Here is a 17,149-nt window from a genome sequence, read left to right as displayed (position 1 = left end):
CTTAACCTATGATCAAATTCTTTCGGAAAATCAGGCAGCAATTGCTCGAGGAAAACAAATTCAGCAAGTACCTGATGTATGCCATCGGGGAGATTGTGCTGGTGGTGATCGGCATCCTGATTGCCCTCTCCATCAATACCTGGAATGAGGATCGAAAAACCGACATCAGGATCAGGGATTCCCTTGTGGCCTTGAGGAATGACCTGGTACAGGATACCCTCCAAATCTCGGAAAGGCTTCCCTATATCAGGGAACAATTCCTTTATAACGAATCATTGAGGTCGCGAGTAGCGGGGCCAGGGGCGACCGTGGATACCCTTTTACAAATTATGCGCTTTGAGTATAACCCCAACTGGATCGTCCAGCTCCGCTACAATACCAACGCCTATAACAGCCTGAACCAAACGGGATTGATAGAGAACTTACCGGATTCGCTCGGGCGGTCTATCAAGGAATTTTACAATGAAAAGGCAACACGGATGGACCGGGTGGAAAAGACCACTGGTGACTATCAGGGGAAGGTAACCACCTACGTGAATACCTACACCTTCGGTGCAACCGAGATCCACGACCAGGGCCCCCTTATCGATTCCCTGGTCTGGAATAAGGTCGATTACGCCCATCTGGCGGCCACCTTCCAGGGGATCAGTAATTTTAAGCGGATACTGTTTATGGAAACCAGGAAAGAACTCGAGCTCTCCCTGGAGGGATCCCGGGAAATCATTGTACAGCTCGACCGTTATTTGCGGTGACCCAACTTCGTTTTCGGGCCAGAGCCTCGTTCCTTTTAGTCCAATGTCAGGGGTACCCGGGGTTACCTGTACCAGACGGATTACACTTTTAATCCTTCTTTCTCCTTGAATATAGGTTTATTCCTGTTCATCAGCTGCACCCGGGTCACAGTGATTCATCGAGAGGACAGGTGAATGTCAGATTTTGAAAAATCAAAGAAGCCCGCAAATGTATCCAATTGATCAATGTTACCATTGGCAGTACCATTCCCATTGTTAATAGCATCTTTCACACGTCCTTTACCCAGGACGAAATCGTAAACCACCTTACTCGGAATATTAACTACGAGGTTGGCATCATCAGGAATATACTCATAAAAGGCCGCTATGCCATTTCGTACATGAAAGCCATATTTTTCGTTCCGGTCTGTAATATTAAATCCAATTTTGAAATCGGCGTCTATTGCTTTGGAGGCATCAATTTTAACTCGAAGGTTTTCCAGGATTGTTCCGATCCCGAATTGTTGAATGATAACAGGGTTTGCAAAATCAAAGGCGCCAGACTTGTCCAGCGTTCCATCGAGTTCTTTGGCTCCCGAAAGGGCGAAATTCCTGTAATAGATGTTAGCCTGATCATAACCCCAGGCCTGCATTGCTTTCGCTTTTAGATCTCGTGCCTCTTTATCGTCAGGGTTAGCCCTTACCAGGTGCGTAGTTACTTCCATAGCCCAACCATAGTCTGCTGCATCAATGGCCTGGTTGGCAATTTTAAGGACATTATCACGTCCTCCCATCGCCGAAACGTAGAGTTCTGCCTTTCGCTTAAAGGATGGGGTTGCCAGTTCGGTAGCATCACCGGAATACCATCCCAAATAACCATTGTAAACATTTCTGACTACGTGTTCCACAGTGCCATAGAATTCCTGTAACCATGGATCGTTTTTAAGATGCTCTGGAAGAGAAACTAATCCCACCAATTCTTCACGTGTAGCTCCTTGATTCATATGGTAGATAGATTGGTCGTGAGTGAATTGAATGGCATCTCTGTAGTTTTGAATGCGTTCCACGATAAACTCATTTCCAACCCATGATCGCATATGAGAATGACTGTAGCTGTCACTCTTTTTGGCGTATTCCAAGAGATTGTCGACTCCCTTATACCACTTCACTAAGTCTCTGTATTTAGTTCCTCTTAGGGTGTAAAGATTTGGATAGGATTCCCCCTGAATAGTTTCAGATCCGTGTACGTGCTTTAAGTCTGGAAAATAGACATCTATTTCATCCTCTGCATCTCCATAAGCCTCAAATAATATCATTTTAATTCCAGCAACTTCGGTTTCTAATTCACCTTTAACAATATCAGTAGGACGATAAAAAGAAATCTTTCCTCCAGCAAATGTTGGTCCTAATCCAGCGTGTACAAGTCCTTTTTCATTTTGACCCAAATAAGTTGCGCCTCCATAGGCTGTGCGTTGCGTTAGTATTGAACCTACGACACTGGCATCATTGGCCAGATATTCCATGAATTGATGGTGCGCAAATATTTTTACCTCGCCATTATCTACTTGTTCTTGCGAAATACCCATTCCCGCAGAACCAAAGGAGTGATCAGGGTGTCTATGCGTGTAAACGACAGCCCTAACAGGTAGTTGGATATTTGTTTCTTTCCTAAAATCACTTAGTATTCGCTCTGAAGCCTCGTCACTTTCTCCTGGGTCTACCACAATCAATCCATCATCTCCCACTACAATCAAGGTGGATGTCAATTGCCACCCGGCCATTAAAAAGGCCTTATCCTTTACTGGTTCGTAGATGGTTTTGGGCATTTGTTTCCCAAAAGAAGTCATTCTGTCGTTTATGAAATCACTGTCTTCAGTAATGGCATAGTTGTCAAACCGAGCACGAATGGGCGCCAGGTTTTTCAAAATTGCTTCATCTGCATACGGTTCCGTTTCTAAAGGGACATTGTGATCGATCACTTCCGGTTTGAGTAAAGCTTTATCAAAAGTGTTATTTTGAGCACAGCCAAGCATAGTTGCTATGGCGAATAGTAAGAGAAAATTTTTCATTTAGAACATTTTTAATCTTTAACATGCTCTTAAAAATAAGCATTACTGATGAATGAGTTTTCCTAGAGCATAAGAATTATAAAGAATACCATAACCACCACATTGATCAGATAACCATGTGTATTCAACCAATTATTGACATTTTCTAAGTACTTCGCCCTTTTTGACCTTCCTAAAGAGAAATATATCGTCAAAGGGAACAGTGATACTAATAGGACGGCCCCAAAAAAAGGCAAGGCATCCCAGAAGTTCCCTGATTCACCATTCAAAATATTTCCAACGGAGAATGCAACAATAACATCTGTGGGCATAAAGGCTATTAAAAAGAAGCCAATAAAAAAGATCTCGCTCAAAGAAGCTGATGATATTCCTTTCATCCATTTAGGTGGTTTTGTAATCTTATTGCGATTGATTACTGATCGAATAATCAGGATAATGAAAAATAGGATCAAAACATACTTCAAAAAGGGTCTTCCTCCCATTGAAACATTATGTAAATCAGTATTTTCTATTAGTTTATAATACAAAAAAGTGGTCAACATCAAGGTCGATACAATTGATAGAATATAAATTAAAGAAGATTTGATTGCGTCTTTTCTCATTATTAACAACATCCCTACTAGAATCTGAGGGCCTAACATCACCGTTAAGGCTAAAGGTAAAATGGCTGTTTCCGACATTTTGAACTTTCAGTTTTTAGCAACAATTATGCGTGGATTTTAACCTTATTTATTGTTTTAAAAGTAAATGAATGACTGACGGGATTCATTGTTCTAAACATAAACAATCTCTCCCTCTGATAACTGCTCCTCATTCCGTAGCCTTAGAAAGACCTGCGCCACAGTGATCACATCCCTTACGCAGTATTCGATGATTCGGTCGAGGTCCCCTTCTTCGTAATACACGGCCCGCACCATGCTGCCGTCAATATCTTCCTTGGGAGAGGGGATACCCAGCACATGGGCCAGGAGTTTTAATGAGGTGTAATTTTTGAAATCTCCAAATTTCCAGAGTTCCATGGTATCCAGGTGGGGCACTTCCCAGGGTTTTTTGCCGAAGAGGTTCAGTTTTTCCGGCAGGGGAATACCGTGGACGATCATCCTGCGGGCGATGTAAGGAAAATCAAATTCCTTTCCGTTATGGGCGCATAACAGGTATTTAGAATGGCCGTAATGGGTGTCGAGCAATTGGCGGAATTCCTTCAGGATCTTTTCCTCTTCCCCGTGGAATGTGGTTACGCGAAATTGTCTCTGACTGCCTTTTTGGTGGAAATAACCCACCGAAATGCAGATGATCTTCCCGAATTCGGCCCAGATCCCTGCATTTTCATAGTATTCTTCGGCTGTGACCCCTTCGGTTCTCCTGTATTGCGTTTTCTGTTCCCACAGATCTTGGCGGACCTCGTCTAACTCTCCGTAGGTCGGGGTTTCGGGAACGGTTTCTATGTCGAGGAAAAGGACGTTTTCCAGGTTTATTTTATTCAACATGGCTTTGATACTAAAGAGGGACCTTCTAAGGTCGCCCCGGGCTTCTCAAGATACTAAGAATTGGGCTTTCGGGAATACGGTATTCCCATACAAAGAGACGGTATTTCACCGAAAGTACCCTTCAGGAAGCCCCTAGTTTTTTAGAATGTGTATTTTTAGTAAAAAATTGCATGAGACCTTCTCATTTTCTCGGATTTTGCCTGATCCTGTTAGCCTTCAACTCTTGTTCTAAGGACAGTGCTCCGGGGATAGAGCAGGAAGAAGTGATCCTTCCCGATTTCAGGTTGATAGGCGAGGATGCTTCCAGCGTGTACCAGTATTCCTATGACGGCTCCTCTCAAACAGGGGTGGAGGCAAACCTTACCCAAAACCTGGGGGTAGATCCCTTGTATCTCACCCTGAGACAGGTGGGGGAAGTAGTTTCCTTTTACAGTTTTGCATCGAATCGTTTTTCCCTCATCCAGTTAAACAGCCTCACCGGACAATCTGCGGCCTTTCCGGATTTCTATACGGTGTCTGATGAAAGGGCTATCACCTGGGGTGCCAATTCTGAAGACCTTATCTTCCTGGGATATTACAGTCCAAAGGGCAGCCGGGATTTTGGCCTGCGAACCCTCGATCCTACGGATGGGAGTTTCACGGATCTGCCCATTGCCCTGAATATTCAGCAGGCCTATGCCCCCCTGTATCATCGCCAGAGACTTATGTTCACCTACAGGGATGGATCGGGAGCCTATAAGATTGGAATATTCAATACGGAAAGCAGGACCTTGATGGTGACCCTCGACTTCAACTCCGGGATCCCGAATATCCTGATCGATGACCTTGGGAATATCGGGATTATGATAGGTTTGGGAAATTCCCAGTTCGTCTACCAGGTACTGGATATAGAAACACTCGACCTCCTCTCAGAAACCCCATTTACCCTGGAAGTATTCCTGCCCCCGGGACCTTTACAGGGATCTGTTTTTGGGTCAACCTTATTTTACACCAATTTCCTGGCTCAACCCTCTGAAGTGCCATTCGGCCCGGCCTACTTTAATTTCGAAACAAACACCAATTTTATGATCGACATAATCGAGATCATAAGGCAGGTAGAAGATGAAACCGGAACGGAGGTGGAACCCACAGCGATCCGCTACTATGAGGAAACAGAAACATTCCTGGTAGGTTATGCCCATGCTGACCTGCGGGAAGAAGTAGAAGGAGGCGTCCTGGTGATCTCGAAAACGGGTCTGTTGCAGGAACGTATAGCCCTTCCATTTGTACCCACTTTCTTTATCAGGCCCTGAATAGCCCGAACCGACCCGGTAGTCGGTTTGCAGTATCCTCCGGGTGGAAGACTTTAGAAAAATATGGTCCAACGTCAGAAATACCTTGATGAACTATCATTTGCGCGAGATTTTGAACACTTATTATTTGATGTACAAACTGAGTAGTTTCTTTTTAGGAGAACAGGGATTGCTGCCTGGAAGGGCTTTCATGGTTCAAAAGCCATTTCTTTCGATGAATACCCCCGGCATAGCCCACCATTTCACCCTGACTTCCCACCACCCTGTGGCATGGAATAATGATCCATATCGGGTTCTTTCCGTTTGCTGCAGCCACCGCCCGAATGGCCTTAACGTCCCCTAGTTTTTTGGAAAGATCCAGATAGGAGATCCTCTTTCCGTAAGGAATATTCCTAAGCTCTTCCCAGACCTTCTTCTGAAATTCAGTTCCGGAGGGATTCAGTTTCAGGTCGAACCGTTTTCGGGTCCCTTCAAAATATTCCCTCAGTTGTATAACCGCCTCCTTTAGTTCGATGGGAATTTCCATTTCAGAATTATCTTCAGCGTCAAGAACCGAGATGGAAGATATGCCGTCCTTATCACCCTGGATTTGAGCGGTACCGAGGGGGGTTTTCATATAGGCTGTATACATAGGGCCAGATTATGGTTTTAAGTGATCATAGAAGAGTTGATGAAGGGATACCCGGATGTTTAATTTGTAAAGGTTCCTGTGAGTTCTGTCGGGATAGACCCTATTGGAAAGAAAAATAAATACCAGTTGGTATTTAGGATCGGCCCACACGAAAGTGCCCGTAAAACCACTATGTCCGAAGCTTTCAGGGCTAGAGGAAGGAGCGGGATAAGCTTCGGAGACGTCCCTGCTGGCATTGTCCAGGAGGGGTTTGTCAAAGCCCAGGCCCCGTCTGTTGTCATTCTCCGGATACTGAACACGGGTGAACTCTTTCAGGGTTTCTTCCTTCAGATACCTCCGGCCTTCCAGTACCCCATAGTTCTGGTACATTTGCATGAACCGGAAAAGGTCCCTGGTAGTTCCGAAAAGGCCTGCGTTCCCGGAAATCCCTCCAAAAAGTGATGCGTTTTCATCGTGTACCCATCCCTGTACCAGATCTTTTCTGAAAAGGGAGTCGTATTCGGTCGGGATGACGGCATTGGGGAAACCTTTCCGGGATGGGAGGTACCCCAGGGATGGGGTCTCCAACGGCAGGGTAAATTCCTTTGCCAGCAGATAGGGATAGGAATGCCCTGTAATATTTTCGATCAGGGCCGGAAATAGGAGAAAGGCCAGCCCTGAGTAATTATATTTCTTGTCCGCATCCACTTTGGAACGGGTGATCCGCCGGAACACCTTCTTTTCAAAGTTGTTTTTGACCCAAAGACCTTCATAGGCCTGTCTTCCGAACCTTCCATTGGGGCTCGTGCGCACAAACCTCCTTTTGGGTTTACCCTGCTTAACGACCTCCTTGAGAAATACGATATAAGGGATCAAACCCGCCTGGTGACTCAGTATTTCCCGTAGGGTCAGGTCTTTTTTTTCTTTATTACTGCGCCAGGGTTTCCAAAATTTGCTGAACGGCTCATCCAGGTCGAGTTGACCCTCTTCCACCAACTTCATCAATAGGGGTAAGGGCCCCAGGATCTTGGTCACCGAAGCCAGGTCGTACAGATCGGTTTTGCTAACGGGCTGCAGGCTGTCATAGGTGTGGAAACCATAGGTCTTGTGAAAGACTACCTCGCCTTTTGAGGCGACCAATAACTGGGCTCCCGGAAAAGCTTCATTTGAAATACCATTCGTTATAATTGAATCGATTTTGAATGAAAGCTTATCAAAATCTTGAATATCAGAAGGTTGACAATACAAAAAAGTAAATGTACCGAAAAGTATAAAAAAACAAATCGAAATGTGCCTGAAGCTCATGATGTCTTGATTACAATTCTGAAGACCGGGATAAGATCAGGATTTCACTCCTACGTCAAAAGTCTGACCGCCTCTTTGGCAAAGTAGGAGGCAATGATATTGGCTCCTGCTCTCTTTATGGAGATAAGCTGTTCCATCATCACCGTATCGTGGTCCAGCCAGCCTTTTTCTGCAGCGGCCTTCAGCATGGCGTATTCTCCTGAAACCTGGTAAACCGCAAGGGGGACCTCAACCACTTCTCTCAGGTCGCGGACGATGTCCAGATAACACAATCCCGGTTTAACCATGATGATATCTGCCCCTTCTTCGATGTCCATCTCCGCCTCCTTGATCGCTTCCAGCCGGTTTCCGGGGTCCATTTGGTAAGTCTGCTTGTCTGGCGGAGCCTCTTTGGAGGCTACAGGGGCCGATTCGAGGGCATCCCTGAACGGACCGTAAAATCCACTTGCATATTTTGCGGCATAACTCATGATCCCGGTGCTGGTAAGTTCTTCGTCTTCCAGGGCTTCCCTGATGATACGGATTCTTCCGTCCATCATGTCGCTGGGTGCCACAAAATCAGCCCCGGCCTGGGCATGGGTGATACTCATCTGGGCCAGTACCTCATTGGTGGCGTCGTTGAGGATCTGCCCCTTGGCCACAATACCGTCGTGTCCGAAGGTGGAATAAGGATCCAGGGCCACATCAGTCATGACCAGCATATCCGGGCAGGCTTCCTTTACGCTCTTGATAGCCCTTTGCATCAGGCCATGGGGGTTCAGAGCTTCAGCCCCCGTATTATCCTTGAGGTTATCCGGTATTTTAACAAACAACAACACGGCACAGAGTCCCATCTCCCATAATTCCTTTACCTCTTTCTGAAGCAGGTCCAGACTAAGCCTGTAGTAATTGGGCATGGATTTGATCTCTTCTTTTACATTGTGGCCTTCCACGACAAATAGAGGGACCAGAAAGTCGGCCGGTTGCAATACGGTCTCCCTGACCATCTTGCGGATGGAGGGATTTGTGCGTAAGATCCTGTTTCTTCTCAATGGATACATGGCGGTACTATTTCTTCTTAAAGGTAAGGGAATTGTACAAGATTTACAGGGTTATTTCCCCCTTCAGGTAGGGAACTGCACTCCCGGAGATCCACACTCGTTCCCCCCGAAGCCTGCATCGTAGGCTCCCGCCTCTTTTGGAGAGTTGTCTGGCTTTCAGATCTGCCTTGCCAAGGACCTTCGCCCAATAAGGTGTCAGACTCGTATGGGCAGAGCCAGTAACAGGGTCCTCCGGGACCCCGCATTTGGGTGCAAAGAAGCGGGAGACGAAATCCACCTCCTTCCCGGGAGCGGTCACGATGACCCCCCGCGCATCCACACGGTCGAGCAGGAAAAAGTTGGGTACTATTTCAATGATCTCCTGTTCGTTTTCGTAGATCAGCAAATAATCCGTTTTTCCCCTGAACACTTTGAGAGGTTCCTTTCCCAGGGCTTCCGAAATAGCACTGACCGGGCCTACTTCTTCCAGAGTATCCACGGGGAAATCGAGCGTCAGTTCTCCGGAATCTTCTTTTTTTACGCTGAGCGGACCACTCCTGTCCGAATGCAAGTGGATGATTTCCGCCTCGTGCCCGTATCGGTGGAAAAGGACCCAGGCGGCGGCCAGGGTGGCATGGCCACAGAGGTCGACCTCCACTTCCGGAGTGAACCACCTGATGTGGTAGTCCTCCTCTCTTTTTACGACAAAGGCGGTTTCTGCGAGGTTATTCTCCATGGCGATATCCTGCATGGTCTGCTCATTCAACCAGGAGTCGAGTACACAAACAGCTGCCGGATTCCCTTTAAAAAGGGAAGAAGCAAAAGCGTTGATCTGGAATAGTTGTAAAGTTTTCATAGACGTGATTTACGGGTTTTCCATCCAGTTCCTGGGGGACCTGAGCACCTGCAAAAGTCGGGCCTCCTCACTCCCCTCTTCCGGATGGTGGTCATACTTCCATTGTACCTTGGGGGGCAGGCTCATCAGGATACTCTCTATACGGCCGTTGGTCCTCAGGCCAAAAAGGGTGCCTTTATCATGGACCAGATTAAACTCCACATATCGGCCCCGCCTTATTTCCTGCCATTCGCGCTGCGCTTCAGAATAAGGCAGGTCTTTTCTTCTCTCTACCACCGGAATATAGGAGGGGAGAAAAGAATTTCCGATCCCTGTAACGAATTCATACCACTCTTCCAGGGATAGCTCTTCCCCGGGACGGCAGTAATCGAAAAAGAGACCTCCCACGCCTCTTGCCTCACCCCTGTGGGTGTTCCAGAAATAGGAATCACACTTTTCTTTGAAACGGGGATAGAAATCAGGGTTATGAGTATCACAAGCCTTTTTACAAACTGTATGAAAGTGGACGGCATCCTCATCGAACAGGTAGTAGGGGGTGAGGTCCTGACCACCCCCGAACCACTGGTCTACCGTGTTTCCATCCTTGTCATAGAGCTCAAAATACCTCCAGTTGGCATGCACTGTGGGGACCATGGGGTTCACGGGATGCAGGACCAGACTCAGGCCACAGGCAAAAAAATCGGATTCCCCCACCCCGAAATACGCTTGCATGCTTTTAGGGAGTGGGCCGTATACTTTGGAGATGTTGACACCGCCTTTCTCGAAGACGGCTCCGTCCTGTATGACCCGTGTCCTGCCTCCACCCCCTTCCGGGCGGTCCCAGAGATCTTCCTGAAAAACGGCCTTGCCGTCCAGGGTTTCCAGAGTAGAGCAGATCGTATTTTGAAGTGATTGGATATAGGAGTAGAATGTATCTTTCATGATGCCTTGTCTATGAGGTGAACGAATTGGGTGTGAGGTACCTTTTGTAATTCATCCTGGTTTTGAATGAGTTGAGAGTGTTTCGAAAGGTCCAGAAACAGGGAAATACCGAATTCCATTTCCCGCTGCTTCTCGTTCCGGAAATACTGTCTCCCCACTTCGTTGTTGTGCAGGTCCATCGCATTAGATAGCGCATTACCGGGTAGGATCTTTTCATGCATGTCTGTGATCTTTTGGGTCCATCGCAGAACCTTTTCCTCATTTTTGACCTTCTTGGAACTTTCGCAGGCAATAAGCCAATTCCACAAGGCGTGCCTGAAGGCATTGGCCGGGGTATTCCTGCGATGCGACAGGCCGAAATGCCTGTTGGCCTGTTCGACTGTGATCCGGGTTGCCTTGTAGGTGGGCCAGATAAGGCGGATATTTTGAAGGCAGAGGAACAGGAGTTCCAAAAGTTGACCCGGTCTGGCCCGTCTTATGACTCCCCAGATCTCTTTCACCCCTCCGAATAGGATTTCACCGCCTCTATGAATGCCTGAGCATTTTCCAGGGGGACCGTCGGTAAGATGCCATGGCCCAAATTCACAATGTACCTGTCCTTTCCAAAATCTCGGATCATCTGTGTGACCATCTTCCTGATCTCATCCGGTGGGGAGAACAGGCGGGAAGGATCAAAATTACCCTGAAGGGTGATCTTGCCCCCGCTGAGATAACGGGCATTCTGGGCGGAACACGTCCAGTCTACCCCCAGGGCGGCGGCCCCTGATCGGGACATGGTCTTCAGGGCGAACCAGCAACCTTTCCCAAAGACGATCACGTAGGTCTCATCCTTTAGGGCATCCACGATCTGCTGGATATACGGCCACGAAAATATTTCATAATCTTCGGGGGATAGCATCCCGCCCCAGGAATCGAAGACCTGAACGGCGTCTACCCCTGCTCTTACTTTTGCCTTCAGGTAGGCAATAGTGGTATCCGTTATTTTTTGCAGGAGGGCATGGGCCGTTTCCGGTTGTGTAAAGCAAAATTCCTTGGCCTTGTCAAAACTTTTGCTGCCTTGTCCCTGAACACAATAGCAAAGGATGGTCCAGGGCGAACCCGCAAAACCCAGGAGGGGTACTTCATCCGCCAGCTTTTCCTTCGTCATCCTGATCGCCTTCATCACGTAGCCCAGGCTATCCTCCACATCGGGAACCACCACCCGGTCCAGATCCTTCCGGGAACGTATGGGGTCTGGCAGGTAAGGCCCGAAATCGGGTTTCATCTGCACTTCGATCTCCATGGCCTGTGGGATGACAAGGATGTCACTGAACAGGATGGCCGCATCCATCCCATAGCGACGGATGGGTTGTACTGTTATCTCGGATGCCAGCTCTGGCGTCTGACAACGCGTAAAGAAATCGTACTTTTTTTTGAGCTCCATGAATTCCGGGAGGTACCTTCCGGCCTGCCGCATCATCCAGACGGGGGGCCTTTCCACGGTTTCACCCCTGAGGGCTTTTAAAAGGAGGTCGTTTTTAAGTGCCATAACTATGTGTTTGCAAGGGTTGGGTTAATCTCAATGAGCTTGTCAATAACGTGATCTGTAGTGGGCGTATCCGCCACAGCTACCCGCTGAAAATGCTTGCGGGCCTCTTCTGCGGTCGTTTCCCCTATGCAGATAGCGGTGGCATTCTGAGGGCCATTGGCCGCTATAAAACTCTGTACGCCACTCGGGCTAAAAAAGAGGATTCCATCGAATTTCTTCCCTAACTTTTTAGGGACACTGTGGGTCTGGTAGACCATTAGTTCCTTAAAAGGGATCCCGTTTTCCTCGAACTTCTCTTTCAATTCAGGCCTGTTCCGGTTCCCGGTAAAAATCAAAAAAGGTCCTTTTTCACCAGTATTTACCAGAAAATCACCTAAATCTGCTGAATTCTGACTCATTTTAGCAACAAAAAAGCCATTTTCAATCAAATAGGCTCTGGTTTTTTCACCCACGCAATAACAGGCAAGTTTCTTTTTCAGTCCGGTTTCTGTCTTCAGATTGTTGAGGAATCCCTTAACCCCGTTCTTGGAGGTAAAGATCAAATGGTCAAAGCCTTGAGGGAGGGTGACCTCAGTGAATTCAAAACGGATAGCATCGTAACATTCAACTTCAATACCTGCTTTGGCCAGACGGGTTTGCTGTGCTTTTTCAAGGCTACGTGTTGAAAGGACGGCATTCATTTTCCCAGTTGCTGCTTTATTTCTTTCATCAGTTCGTCCCCTCCCTGCTTCAGGATCTCTTCTGCCCAGCGTTTACCCAGGCCGGCAGTATCCTTAGCCTTTGCAACTTTTCTCAGGCGGAATACCCGTTGCCCATCAAGCGAAAGGAGGATCCCCTGGAAGTGGAGGGCCTCTCCTTCGATTTCTGCCAGGGCACCAATGGGGGCGGTACATCCCCCTTCGAGGGTCTTTAGAAATTCCCTTTCTATCCCTGTGCAGATCGCTGTTTCCAGATCATGTAACGCCTTAAGGGCATTGCGGCAATACGCGTTTTCTTCGAGGGAGACGACCATCATGGCTCCCTGGGCCGGGGCCGGGATCATCCAGTCGAGCGTGCTGTATTGCTCCGGGAGAAGGTCTATGCGCTCCAGGCCTGCAGCTGCGAAAATAGCCGCATCCCAGGGGTGGGTCCGGAATTTATGGAGGCGTGTATTGACATTACCCCTCAGATCTGTGATCTCATGCAGGGGGTAGCGGTGCAGCCACTGGGCCTGCCTTCTCAGGCTCCCCGTGGCCACAATGCCTTCATCATTGAGAAAATCCAGCCCTTTGTGCAAGAGAATGTCCCGGGAGTTCCCTCTTTTGAGCACGGCCGCCTGAACCACTCCTTTTGGCAGGCTGGTGGGTACATCTTTCATGGAGTGCACAGCAATATCTATCTCCTTTTTCAGGAGGGCCACATCCAGGGTCTTCGTAAAGATCCCGGTGATCCCCAGTTCGTATAAAGGCTGGTCCAGAAGGAGATCTCCAGATGCCTTCACAGGAAAAAGTTCGCAGGAAAATCCTTCAGACTCGAGTTGGTCTTTTACGGTATTTGCCTGCCAGAGGGCCAGTTCGCTGTCACGGGTTCCTATCCGGATGACCCTTTTCATGGTTTTTCCACTTCGAGTTGGAAGACCCTCTGAATCAGTTCCAGGCTGTCATCGGCGTCCACTTCCGAATCCTTGAGGTGGTTGGCGAACTGTTTAGTGATCTTTTGTATGATCCTTTCTGAGATGATATCCGCCTGCTCTGAGTTGAAGCCGGGTAGTTTTTTGGACTGAAAATCGATCTCCTGTTCTTTCATGGTCTTCAGTTTCTTCTTCAGGGCTTTTATTACCGGGGCAAATTTCCGGGTCTCCAGCCATTTGATAAAATCCACCTTCACTTCTTCTATGATCCCTTCTGCCTGGGGGATGTATTTTCTCCGCTTTTCCAGCGTCTTGTCCGTTCGTCTGGAAAGGTGGTCGAGGTGTATCAGGTTGACTTCCGGCAGTTCACTCACATCCTCATCCACGTTCTTGGGAATGGAGAGATCCAGGATCAGGAGGGGTTTGGTGAGATGAAGGAGGGAACGTGAGACCGTCGGTTTGTGAGCCCCGGTAGCCACAACGAGGATATCGGCCTGCCGTATCTCGGCTTGAAGGTCTGAGTAATCCCTGACCAGGAGATCAAATTTCCCCGCGACCTGTTCTGCCTTGTTCCTCGTACGGTTTATCAGGGTGATATGGGTGTTCCCGGTATGTTTGATGAGGTTCTCGCAGGTGTTCCTCCCGATCTTACCGGTCCCGAAAAGCAGGATGTTCTTTTCGGAGATGTCGGGGACGGTCTCCAGGATATATTGTACGGAGGCAAAGGCCACTGAGGTGGCTCCTGAGGAGATCTCAGTCTCGTTCTTGATCCTTTTACTGGCCTGCAGGATGGAATTGACAAGTCGCTCCAGAAAAGGATTTGACAAACCCTTTTCTTTGGACCTTGCGAATCCTTTTTTGATCTGGCTGATGATCTCGAAATCTCCCAGGATCTGGCTGTCCAGGCCGGTGCCGACCCGGAACAAATGGTCGATGGCCTCGTAATTCTTGTAGACATAACCTACTTCCTGGAACTCTTCCACACTGCCCAGGGAATGGTCACATAAAAGTTTGATCAGTTGAAAGGGATGTTGGGCAAACCCGTGGAGTTCGGTCCGGTTGCAGGTAGCGGTGATCAATAGCCCGTCTATCCCCAGTTCAGCGGCAGCCTTGAGGATTTTTTCCTCCCCGGTCTCGTCCAGACTGAATTTCCCTCTGAGATCCGCATCGGCCTTGAGGTAACTCAAGCCCACGGTGTAGAATGAACTGTGCCTGGAAATATGGTAATTCTTCATCATAACAATTCCGGCACAAAAATACACCCTGACACATATAGAAAATAACGCTACAGGTACTTTAAGTGTCGTTTCGGGTTTTTTTCTTATTTATGCCCCTCTAAATCCTATATTACCTTTATTTTTGCCCTGAAATCCGACTATCTTATTCTTTTTATTTAGAAAGAATCTAAATAAATACCTCAAACTACCGAACGCTATGGATCAGAAAAACATCGCTGAAGGTTCCATCCTGGAAACCTTCGTGGAACCCGGGATACGGATGCTGAAATTTCAGAATGAATCCTCTCAGAAACAAGTATTTACAAAGAAGATTGACCGCTCTTTCCTGCAACTCCATTTCTGTATTAAAGGGGGAGTAAAGTTCATTTTCAATCAGGGAAACTACGCCCTGGATGTGCCCGCGGAGCAATCCCTCCTGCTCTTCAACACCCAGATAGACCTGCCCCTGAACTGTGAACTGCACCCGGGCTCATGGATGCTTTCCCTGGTGATGAGCATACAGAAATTCCATTCCTTGTTCTCCCGTCAGGCCGAGCACATCCCTTTTTTAAGTGAAGAATTCGCTGACAAGAAATACTACACCCAGGAAGCCATCACCCCTGCCATTGCCGTCGTGTTGAGTCAACTTATGAACCAGAACCTCCATCCAAACATCACCGACCTGTACGTAAAAGGAAAGGTCTATGAACTGATTGCGCTCAGTTTCAACCGCGTCGACCCCGGGGTAGAGGAACAGTGTCCGTTTCTGGTGGATGAGGAAAATGTAAAGCGTATCCGCAAAGCCAAGGATATCATCCTGGAACGCATGGCAGAACCTCCTACCTTACAGGCCCTTTCAGAGGAGATCGGGTTGAGTCTGAAGAAACTCAAGGAAGGTTTTAAACAGATCTATGGCGACTCGGTCTACAGCTTCCTATTCGATTACAAGATGGAAACGGCGAGAAAAATGCTGGAATCCAATCAGTACAATGTCAACGAAGTAGGGCTGCGCGTGGGGTATAGCACCTCCAGTCATTTTATTGCCGCTTTTAAGAAAAAATACGGTACCACCCCGAAGAAATACCTGATGGCCCAGACTCAGTAACTGTCCCTGGTAAAAGATCCCGGAACGCGGCGCGCGATTTTTTAAATTGGGTTAAATGTTCGATCTTTAGGCACGACCTTTAATAAACAAACAAGTAATGAACCTCAACCAGGTAACGGTGCCTTCGCTGGACTTGGGCAAGTCCGTTGCATTTTACGAGAAACTCGGACTTAAACTCATCGTCAAGGCACTGCCTAATTACGCCCGCTTTGAATGCCCGGAAGGGGATGCCACATTTTCCATTCACCAGGTAGATGAACTGCCCGAAGGCAATGGTATCATGGTGTATTTCGAATGCCGGAATCTGGATGAATACGTAAAGGAACTCGTGGAGAAAGGGGTTCGTTTTGAGGAGATGCCCAATGACAAGAGGTGGATCTGGAGGGAGGCTCGTTTGAAAGATCCCGATCTGAACCAGCTCATCCTGTATTACGCGGGAAAGAACCGTAAAAATCCACCGTGGCGGATCGTTTAGGTCCGACCTTCTCAAAAAGTCAAAATACCGGGCGTGCCACAATGATCCCGGTGTTATTTCTGATCTTCTTGAGGTAATCCACCAAAGGCAGTTCCGAGATCTCCACCTTTCCTGTTGCGGAGGCGTGCAGGAGGTGGATCCTGTTGTCGGGCATTCTGATGGCAAAGCCGGTATGGGTAACGTCCAGACCTTCTATGGAAGTCGCCAAAGCAATGATATCTCCCGACTCCAGCATGTTCTCATTTTCTGCAAGCGTATCGAGCGGGAGCACACAAATAGGATTCTTGCTGATCTTTTTTTCTATTTGGATCATGTCCTCATAGGTATTTTCCTTGGAAAGAGCCGGATAGAGATCGCGATGGCGGGACATGAAATGCAGTTCTTTGGGAACCTCGATGCCCCCAAGCCGACTTGTGATATTCATTACAAGTTCCTTCTCCTCGTTGTCATCGAGCCATTCGGTAAAGTAATGCAACCGGGAGCTGTAACCCTGTAATATTCCCTCCCGGTATCTCACTTTTTCGAGGGCCCTGAGGAAGGCATCGAAGGTCAGGTCACCTTCTCTTCGGATCAGTCCGAAAGCCAGCACATTCTCGACAAAAGTGGTACAGTCGAGCCCCTGAAGATCAATCACCAGGGTTTCAGAAGGGTTCCCTTCCAGGGTCTTTGCCACATAGGGCGTTCCCAAAAAAGCCTTGCCGATAGTGATGAGTTGCTCACCTGCCGAAGATTCCCGTATCCCCCGGATCTCTTCAATCTTGGAGGCGACTGCCTCCCTGTTCTCAGGGGAGCAGCTATAATCCTGGGCTGAGCAGCACCAGGAAAAGATCAACGCAAAGCTCGAGAGAATAATAGACTTCATATTCACAGACAAATGTAATTTAAAAAGAACGGATTCAGAGAGGATGGATTTCAAAGATAGAAA

At 47.9% G+C, this 17,149-nt stretch carries 18 protein-coding genes; 4 read left to right on the top strand and 14 right to left on the bottom strand.

Annotated features, from left to right (window positions below):
• The first annotated feature begins 8 nt into the window (after window positions 1-8).
• Complete coding sequence (locus GWK09_RS04770; protein ID WP_163690980.1) at window positions 9-752, top strand: DUF6090 family protein; 744 nt, start codon at window positions 9-11, stop codon at window positions 750-752.
• 155 nt (window positions 753-907) lie between these two features.
• Here the strand turns inward: GWK09_RS04770 and GWK09_RS04765 are convergent, their stop codons facing one another.
• The 3 genes from GWK09_RS04765 to GWK09_RS04755 all read right to left on the bottom strand — a co-directional run bounded on the left by GWK09_RS04765 (window position 908) and on the right by GWK09_RS04755 (window position 4,287).
• Window positions 908-2,800: an alkyl sulfatase dimerization domain-containing protein gene (locus tag GWK09_RS04765; RefSeq protein WP_163691852.1), complete on the bottom strand. Its 1,893-nt coding sequence runs from the start codon at window positions 2,798-2,800 to the stop codon at window positions 908-910.
• Window positions 2,801-2,862: 62 nt separating this feature from the next.
• Window positions 2,863-3,480 (bottom strand): GAP family protein, encoded by a 618-nt coding sequence (locus tag GWK09_RS04760; RefSeq protein WP_163691851.1) that lies wholly within the window; start codon window positions 3,478-3,480, stop codon window positions 2,863-2,865.
• Between the two features lie 93 nt (window positions 3,481-3,573).
• Window positions 3,574-4,287, bottom strand: a complete 714-nt coding sequence (locus GWK09_RS04755; RefSeq protein WP_163691850.1) for a 3'-5' exonuclease — start codon at window positions 4,285-4,287, stop codon at window positions 3,574-3,576.
• Between the two features lie 170 nt (window positions 4,288-4,457).
• Here GWK09_RS04755 and GWK09_RS04750 point away from each other — a divergent pair, with 170 nt between their 5' ends.
• Entirely contained in the window at window positions 4,458-5,579 is a 1,122-nt protein-coding gene (locus tag GWK09_RS04750; RefSeq protein WP_163691849.1) for a hypothetical protein, read from the top strand.
• Between the two features lie 154 nt (window positions 5,580-5,733).
• Here GWK09_RS04750 and GWK09_RS04745 read toward each other — a convergent pair whose 3' ends face one another.
• The 10 genes from GWK09_RS04745 to hemA are packed head-to-tail and all read right to left on the bottom strand — an operon-like array spanning window position 5,734 to window position 14,662.
• Complete coding sequence (locus GWK09_RS04745; RefSeq protein WP_163691848.1) at window positions 5,734-6,210, bottom strand: methylated-DNA--[protein]-cysteine S-methyltransferase; 477 nt, start codon at window positions 6,208-6,210, stop codon at window positions 5,734-5,736.
• A 9-nt stretch (window positions 6,211-6,219) separates the two neighbouring features.
• Entirely contained in the window at window positions 6,220-7,494 is a 1,275-nt protein-coding gene (locus GWK09_RS04740; protein ID WP_163691847.1) for a serine hydrolase domain-containing protein, read from the bottom strand.
• Between the two features lie 50 nt (window positions 7,495-7,544).
• Complete coding sequence (gene hemB, locus GWK09_RS04735; protein WP_163691846.1) at window positions 7,545-8,534, bottom strand: porphobilinogen synthase; 990 nt, start codon at window positions 8,532-8,534, stop codon at window positions 7,545-7,547.
• A 43-nt stretch (window positions 8,535-8,577) separates the two neighbouring features.
• Complete coding sequence (locus tag GWK09_RS04730; protein WP_163691845.1) at window positions 8,578-9,369, bottom strand: PhzF family phenazine biosynthesis protein; 792 nt, start codon at window positions 9,367-9,369, stop codon at window positions 8,578-8,580.
• 9 nt (window positions 9,370-9,378) lie between these two features.
• Window positions 9,379-10,290, bottom strand: coding sequence for an oxygen-dependent coproporphyrinogen oxidase (gene hemF / locus GWK09_RS04725; RefSeq protein ID WP_163691844.1), 912 nt, complete (start codon window positions 10,288-10,290; stop codon window positions 9,379-9,381).
• Window positions 10,287-10,790, bottom strand: coding sequence for a DUF6973 domain-containing protein (locus tag GWK09_RS04720; protein WP_163691843.1), 504 nt, complete (start codon window positions 10,788-10,790; stop codon window positions 10,287-10,289). Before GWK09_RS04720 ends, hemF begins: the two co-directional genes overlap by 4 nt.
• Window positions 10,787-11,818 (bottom strand): uroporphyrinogen decarboxylase, encoded by a 1,032-nt coding sequence (hemE, locus tag GWK09_RS04715; RefSeq protein WP_163691842.1) that lies wholly within the window; start codon window positions 11,816-11,818, stop codon window positions 10,787-10,789. The genes GWK09_RS04720 and hemE overlap by 4 nt, the downstream gene beginning before the upstream one ends.
• A gap of 2 nt (window positions 11,819-11,820) precedes the next feature.
• On the bottom strand, window positions 11,821-12,498 hold the full coding sequence (locus GWK09_RS04710) for a uroporphyrinogen-III synthase (protein WP_163691841.1): 678 nt from the start codon (window positions 12,496-12,498) through the stop codon (window positions 11,821-11,823).
• Window positions 12,495-13,409 carry a hydroxymethylbilane synthase gene (gene hemC, locus GWK09_RS04705; protein ID WP_163691840.1) on the bottom strand — a complete coding sequence of 305 codons (915 nt, stop codon included), beginning with the start codon at window positions 13,407-13,409 and terminating at the stop codon, window positions 12,495-12,497. Before hemC ends, GWK09_RS04710 begins: the two co-directional genes overlap by 4 nt.
• Window positions 13,406-14,662 (bottom strand): glutamyl-tRNA reductase, encoded by a 1,257-nt coding sequence (gene hemA, locus GWK09_RS04700; RefSeq protein ID WP_163691839.1) that lies wholly within the window; start codon window positions 14,660-14,662, stop codon window positions 13,406-13,408. Before hemA ends, hemC begins: the two co-directional genes overlap by 4 nt.
• Before the next feature lie 199 nt (window positions 14,663-14,861).
• Here hemA and GWK09_RS04695 point away from each other — a divergent pair, with 199 nt between their 5' ends.
• Both GWK09_RS04695 and GWK09_RS04690 read left to right on the top strand, forming a co-directional pair.
• Complete coding sequence (locus GWK09_RS04695; protein WP_163691838.1) at window positions 14,862-15,749, top strand: AraC family transcriptional regulator; 888 nt, start codon at window positions 14,862-14,864, stop codon at window positions 15,747-15,749.
• Between the two features lie 97 nt (window positions 15,750-15,846).
• Window positions 15,847-16,224: a VOC family protein gene (locus GWK09_RS04690; RefSeq protein WP_163691837.1), complete on the top strand. Its 378-nt coding sequence runs from the start codon at window positions 15,847-15,849 to the stop codon at window positions 16,222-16,224.
• A 19-nt stretch (window positions 16,225-16,243) separates the two neighbouring features.
• Here the strand turns inward: GWK09_RS04690 and GWK09_RS04685 are convergent, their stop codons facing one another.
• Entirely contained in the window at window positions 16,244-17,086 is an 843-nt protein-coding gene (locus GWK09_RS04685) for an N-acetylmuramoyl-L-alanine amidase-like domain-containing protein (RefSeq protein ID WP_163691836.1), read from the bottom strand.
• Window positions 17,087-17,149: the final 63 nt, after the last annotated feature.

The sequence above is a fragment of the Muriicola jejuensis genome (assembly GCF_010671595.1).
GTDB classification, from domain to species: domain Bacteria; phylum Bacteroidota; class Bacteroidia; order Flavobacteriales; family Flavobacteriaceae; genus Muriicola; species Muriicola jejuensis.
The sequence above is the reverse complement of the archived record's forward strand: the minus strand, read 5'-3'. Positions and strand labels throughout refer to the sequence as shown.

Coding starts and splice junctions, on each gene's coding strand:
- GWK09_RS04765 (WP_163691852.1), bottom strand. CDS start 2,800: ATGAAAAATTTTCTCTTACTATTCGCCATAGCAACTATGCTTGGCTGT.
- hemA (WP_163691839.1), bottom strand. CDS start 14,662: ATGAAGAATTACCATATTTCCAGGCACAGTTCATTCTACACCGTGGGC.
- GWK09_RS04760 (WP_163691851.1), bottom strand. CDS start 3,480: ATGTCGGAAACAGCCATTTTACCTTTAGCCTTAACGGTGATGTTAGGC.
- GWK09_RS04740 (WP_163691847.1), bottom strand. CDS start 7,494: ATGAGCTTCAGGCACATTTCGATTTGTTTTTTTATACTTTTCGGTACA.
- GWK09_RS04770 (WP_163690980.1), top strand. CDS start 9: ATGATCAAATTCTTTCGGAAAATCAGGCAGCAATTGCTCGAGGAAAAC.
- GWK09_RS04730 (WP_163691845.1), bottom strand. CDS start 9,369: ATGAAAACTTTACAACTATTCCAGATCAACGCTTTTGCTTCTTCCCTT.
- GWK09_RS04685 (WP_163691836.1), bottom strand. CDS start 17,086: ATGAAGTCTATTATTCTCTCGAGCTTTGCGTTGATCTTTTCCTGGTGC.
- GWK09_RS04690 (WP_163691837.1), top strand. CDS start 15,847: ATGAACCTCAACCAGGTAACGGTGCCTTCGCTGGACTTGGGCAAGTCC.
- GWK09_RS04695 (WP_163691838.1), top strand. CDS start 14,862: ATGGATCAGAAAAACATCGCTGAAGGTTCCATCCTGGAAACCTTCGTG.
- hemC (WP_163691840.1), bottom strand. CDS start 13,409: ATGAAAAGGGTCATCCGGATAGGAACCCGTGACAGCGAACTGGCCCTC.
- hemE (WP_163691842.1), bottom strand. CDS start 11,818: ATGGCACTTAAAAACGACCTCCTTTTAAAAGCCCTCAGGGGTGAAACC.
- hemF (WP_163691844.1), bottom strand. CDS start 10,290: ATGAAAGATACATTCTACTCCTATATCCAATCACTTCAAAATACGATC.
- GWK09_RS04745 (WP_163691848.1), bottom strand. CDS start 6,210: ATGTATACAGCCTATATGAAAACCCCCCTCGGTACCGCTCAAATCCAG.
- GWK09_RS04755 (WP_163691850.1), bottom strand. CDS start 4,287: ATGTTGAATAAAATAAACCTGGAAAACGTCCTTTTCCTCGACATAGAA.
- GWK09_RS04750 (WP_163691849.1), top strand. CDS start 4,458: ATGAGACCTTCTCATTTTCTCGGATTTTGCCTGATCCTGTTAGCCTTC.
- hemB (WP_163691846.1), bottom strand. CDS start 8,534: ATGTATCCATTGAGAAGAAACAGGATCTTACGCACAAATCCCTCCATC.
- GWK09_RS04710 (WP_163691841.1), bottom strand. CDS start 12,498: ATGAATGCCGTCCTTTCAACACGTAGCCTTGAAAAAGCACAGCAAACC.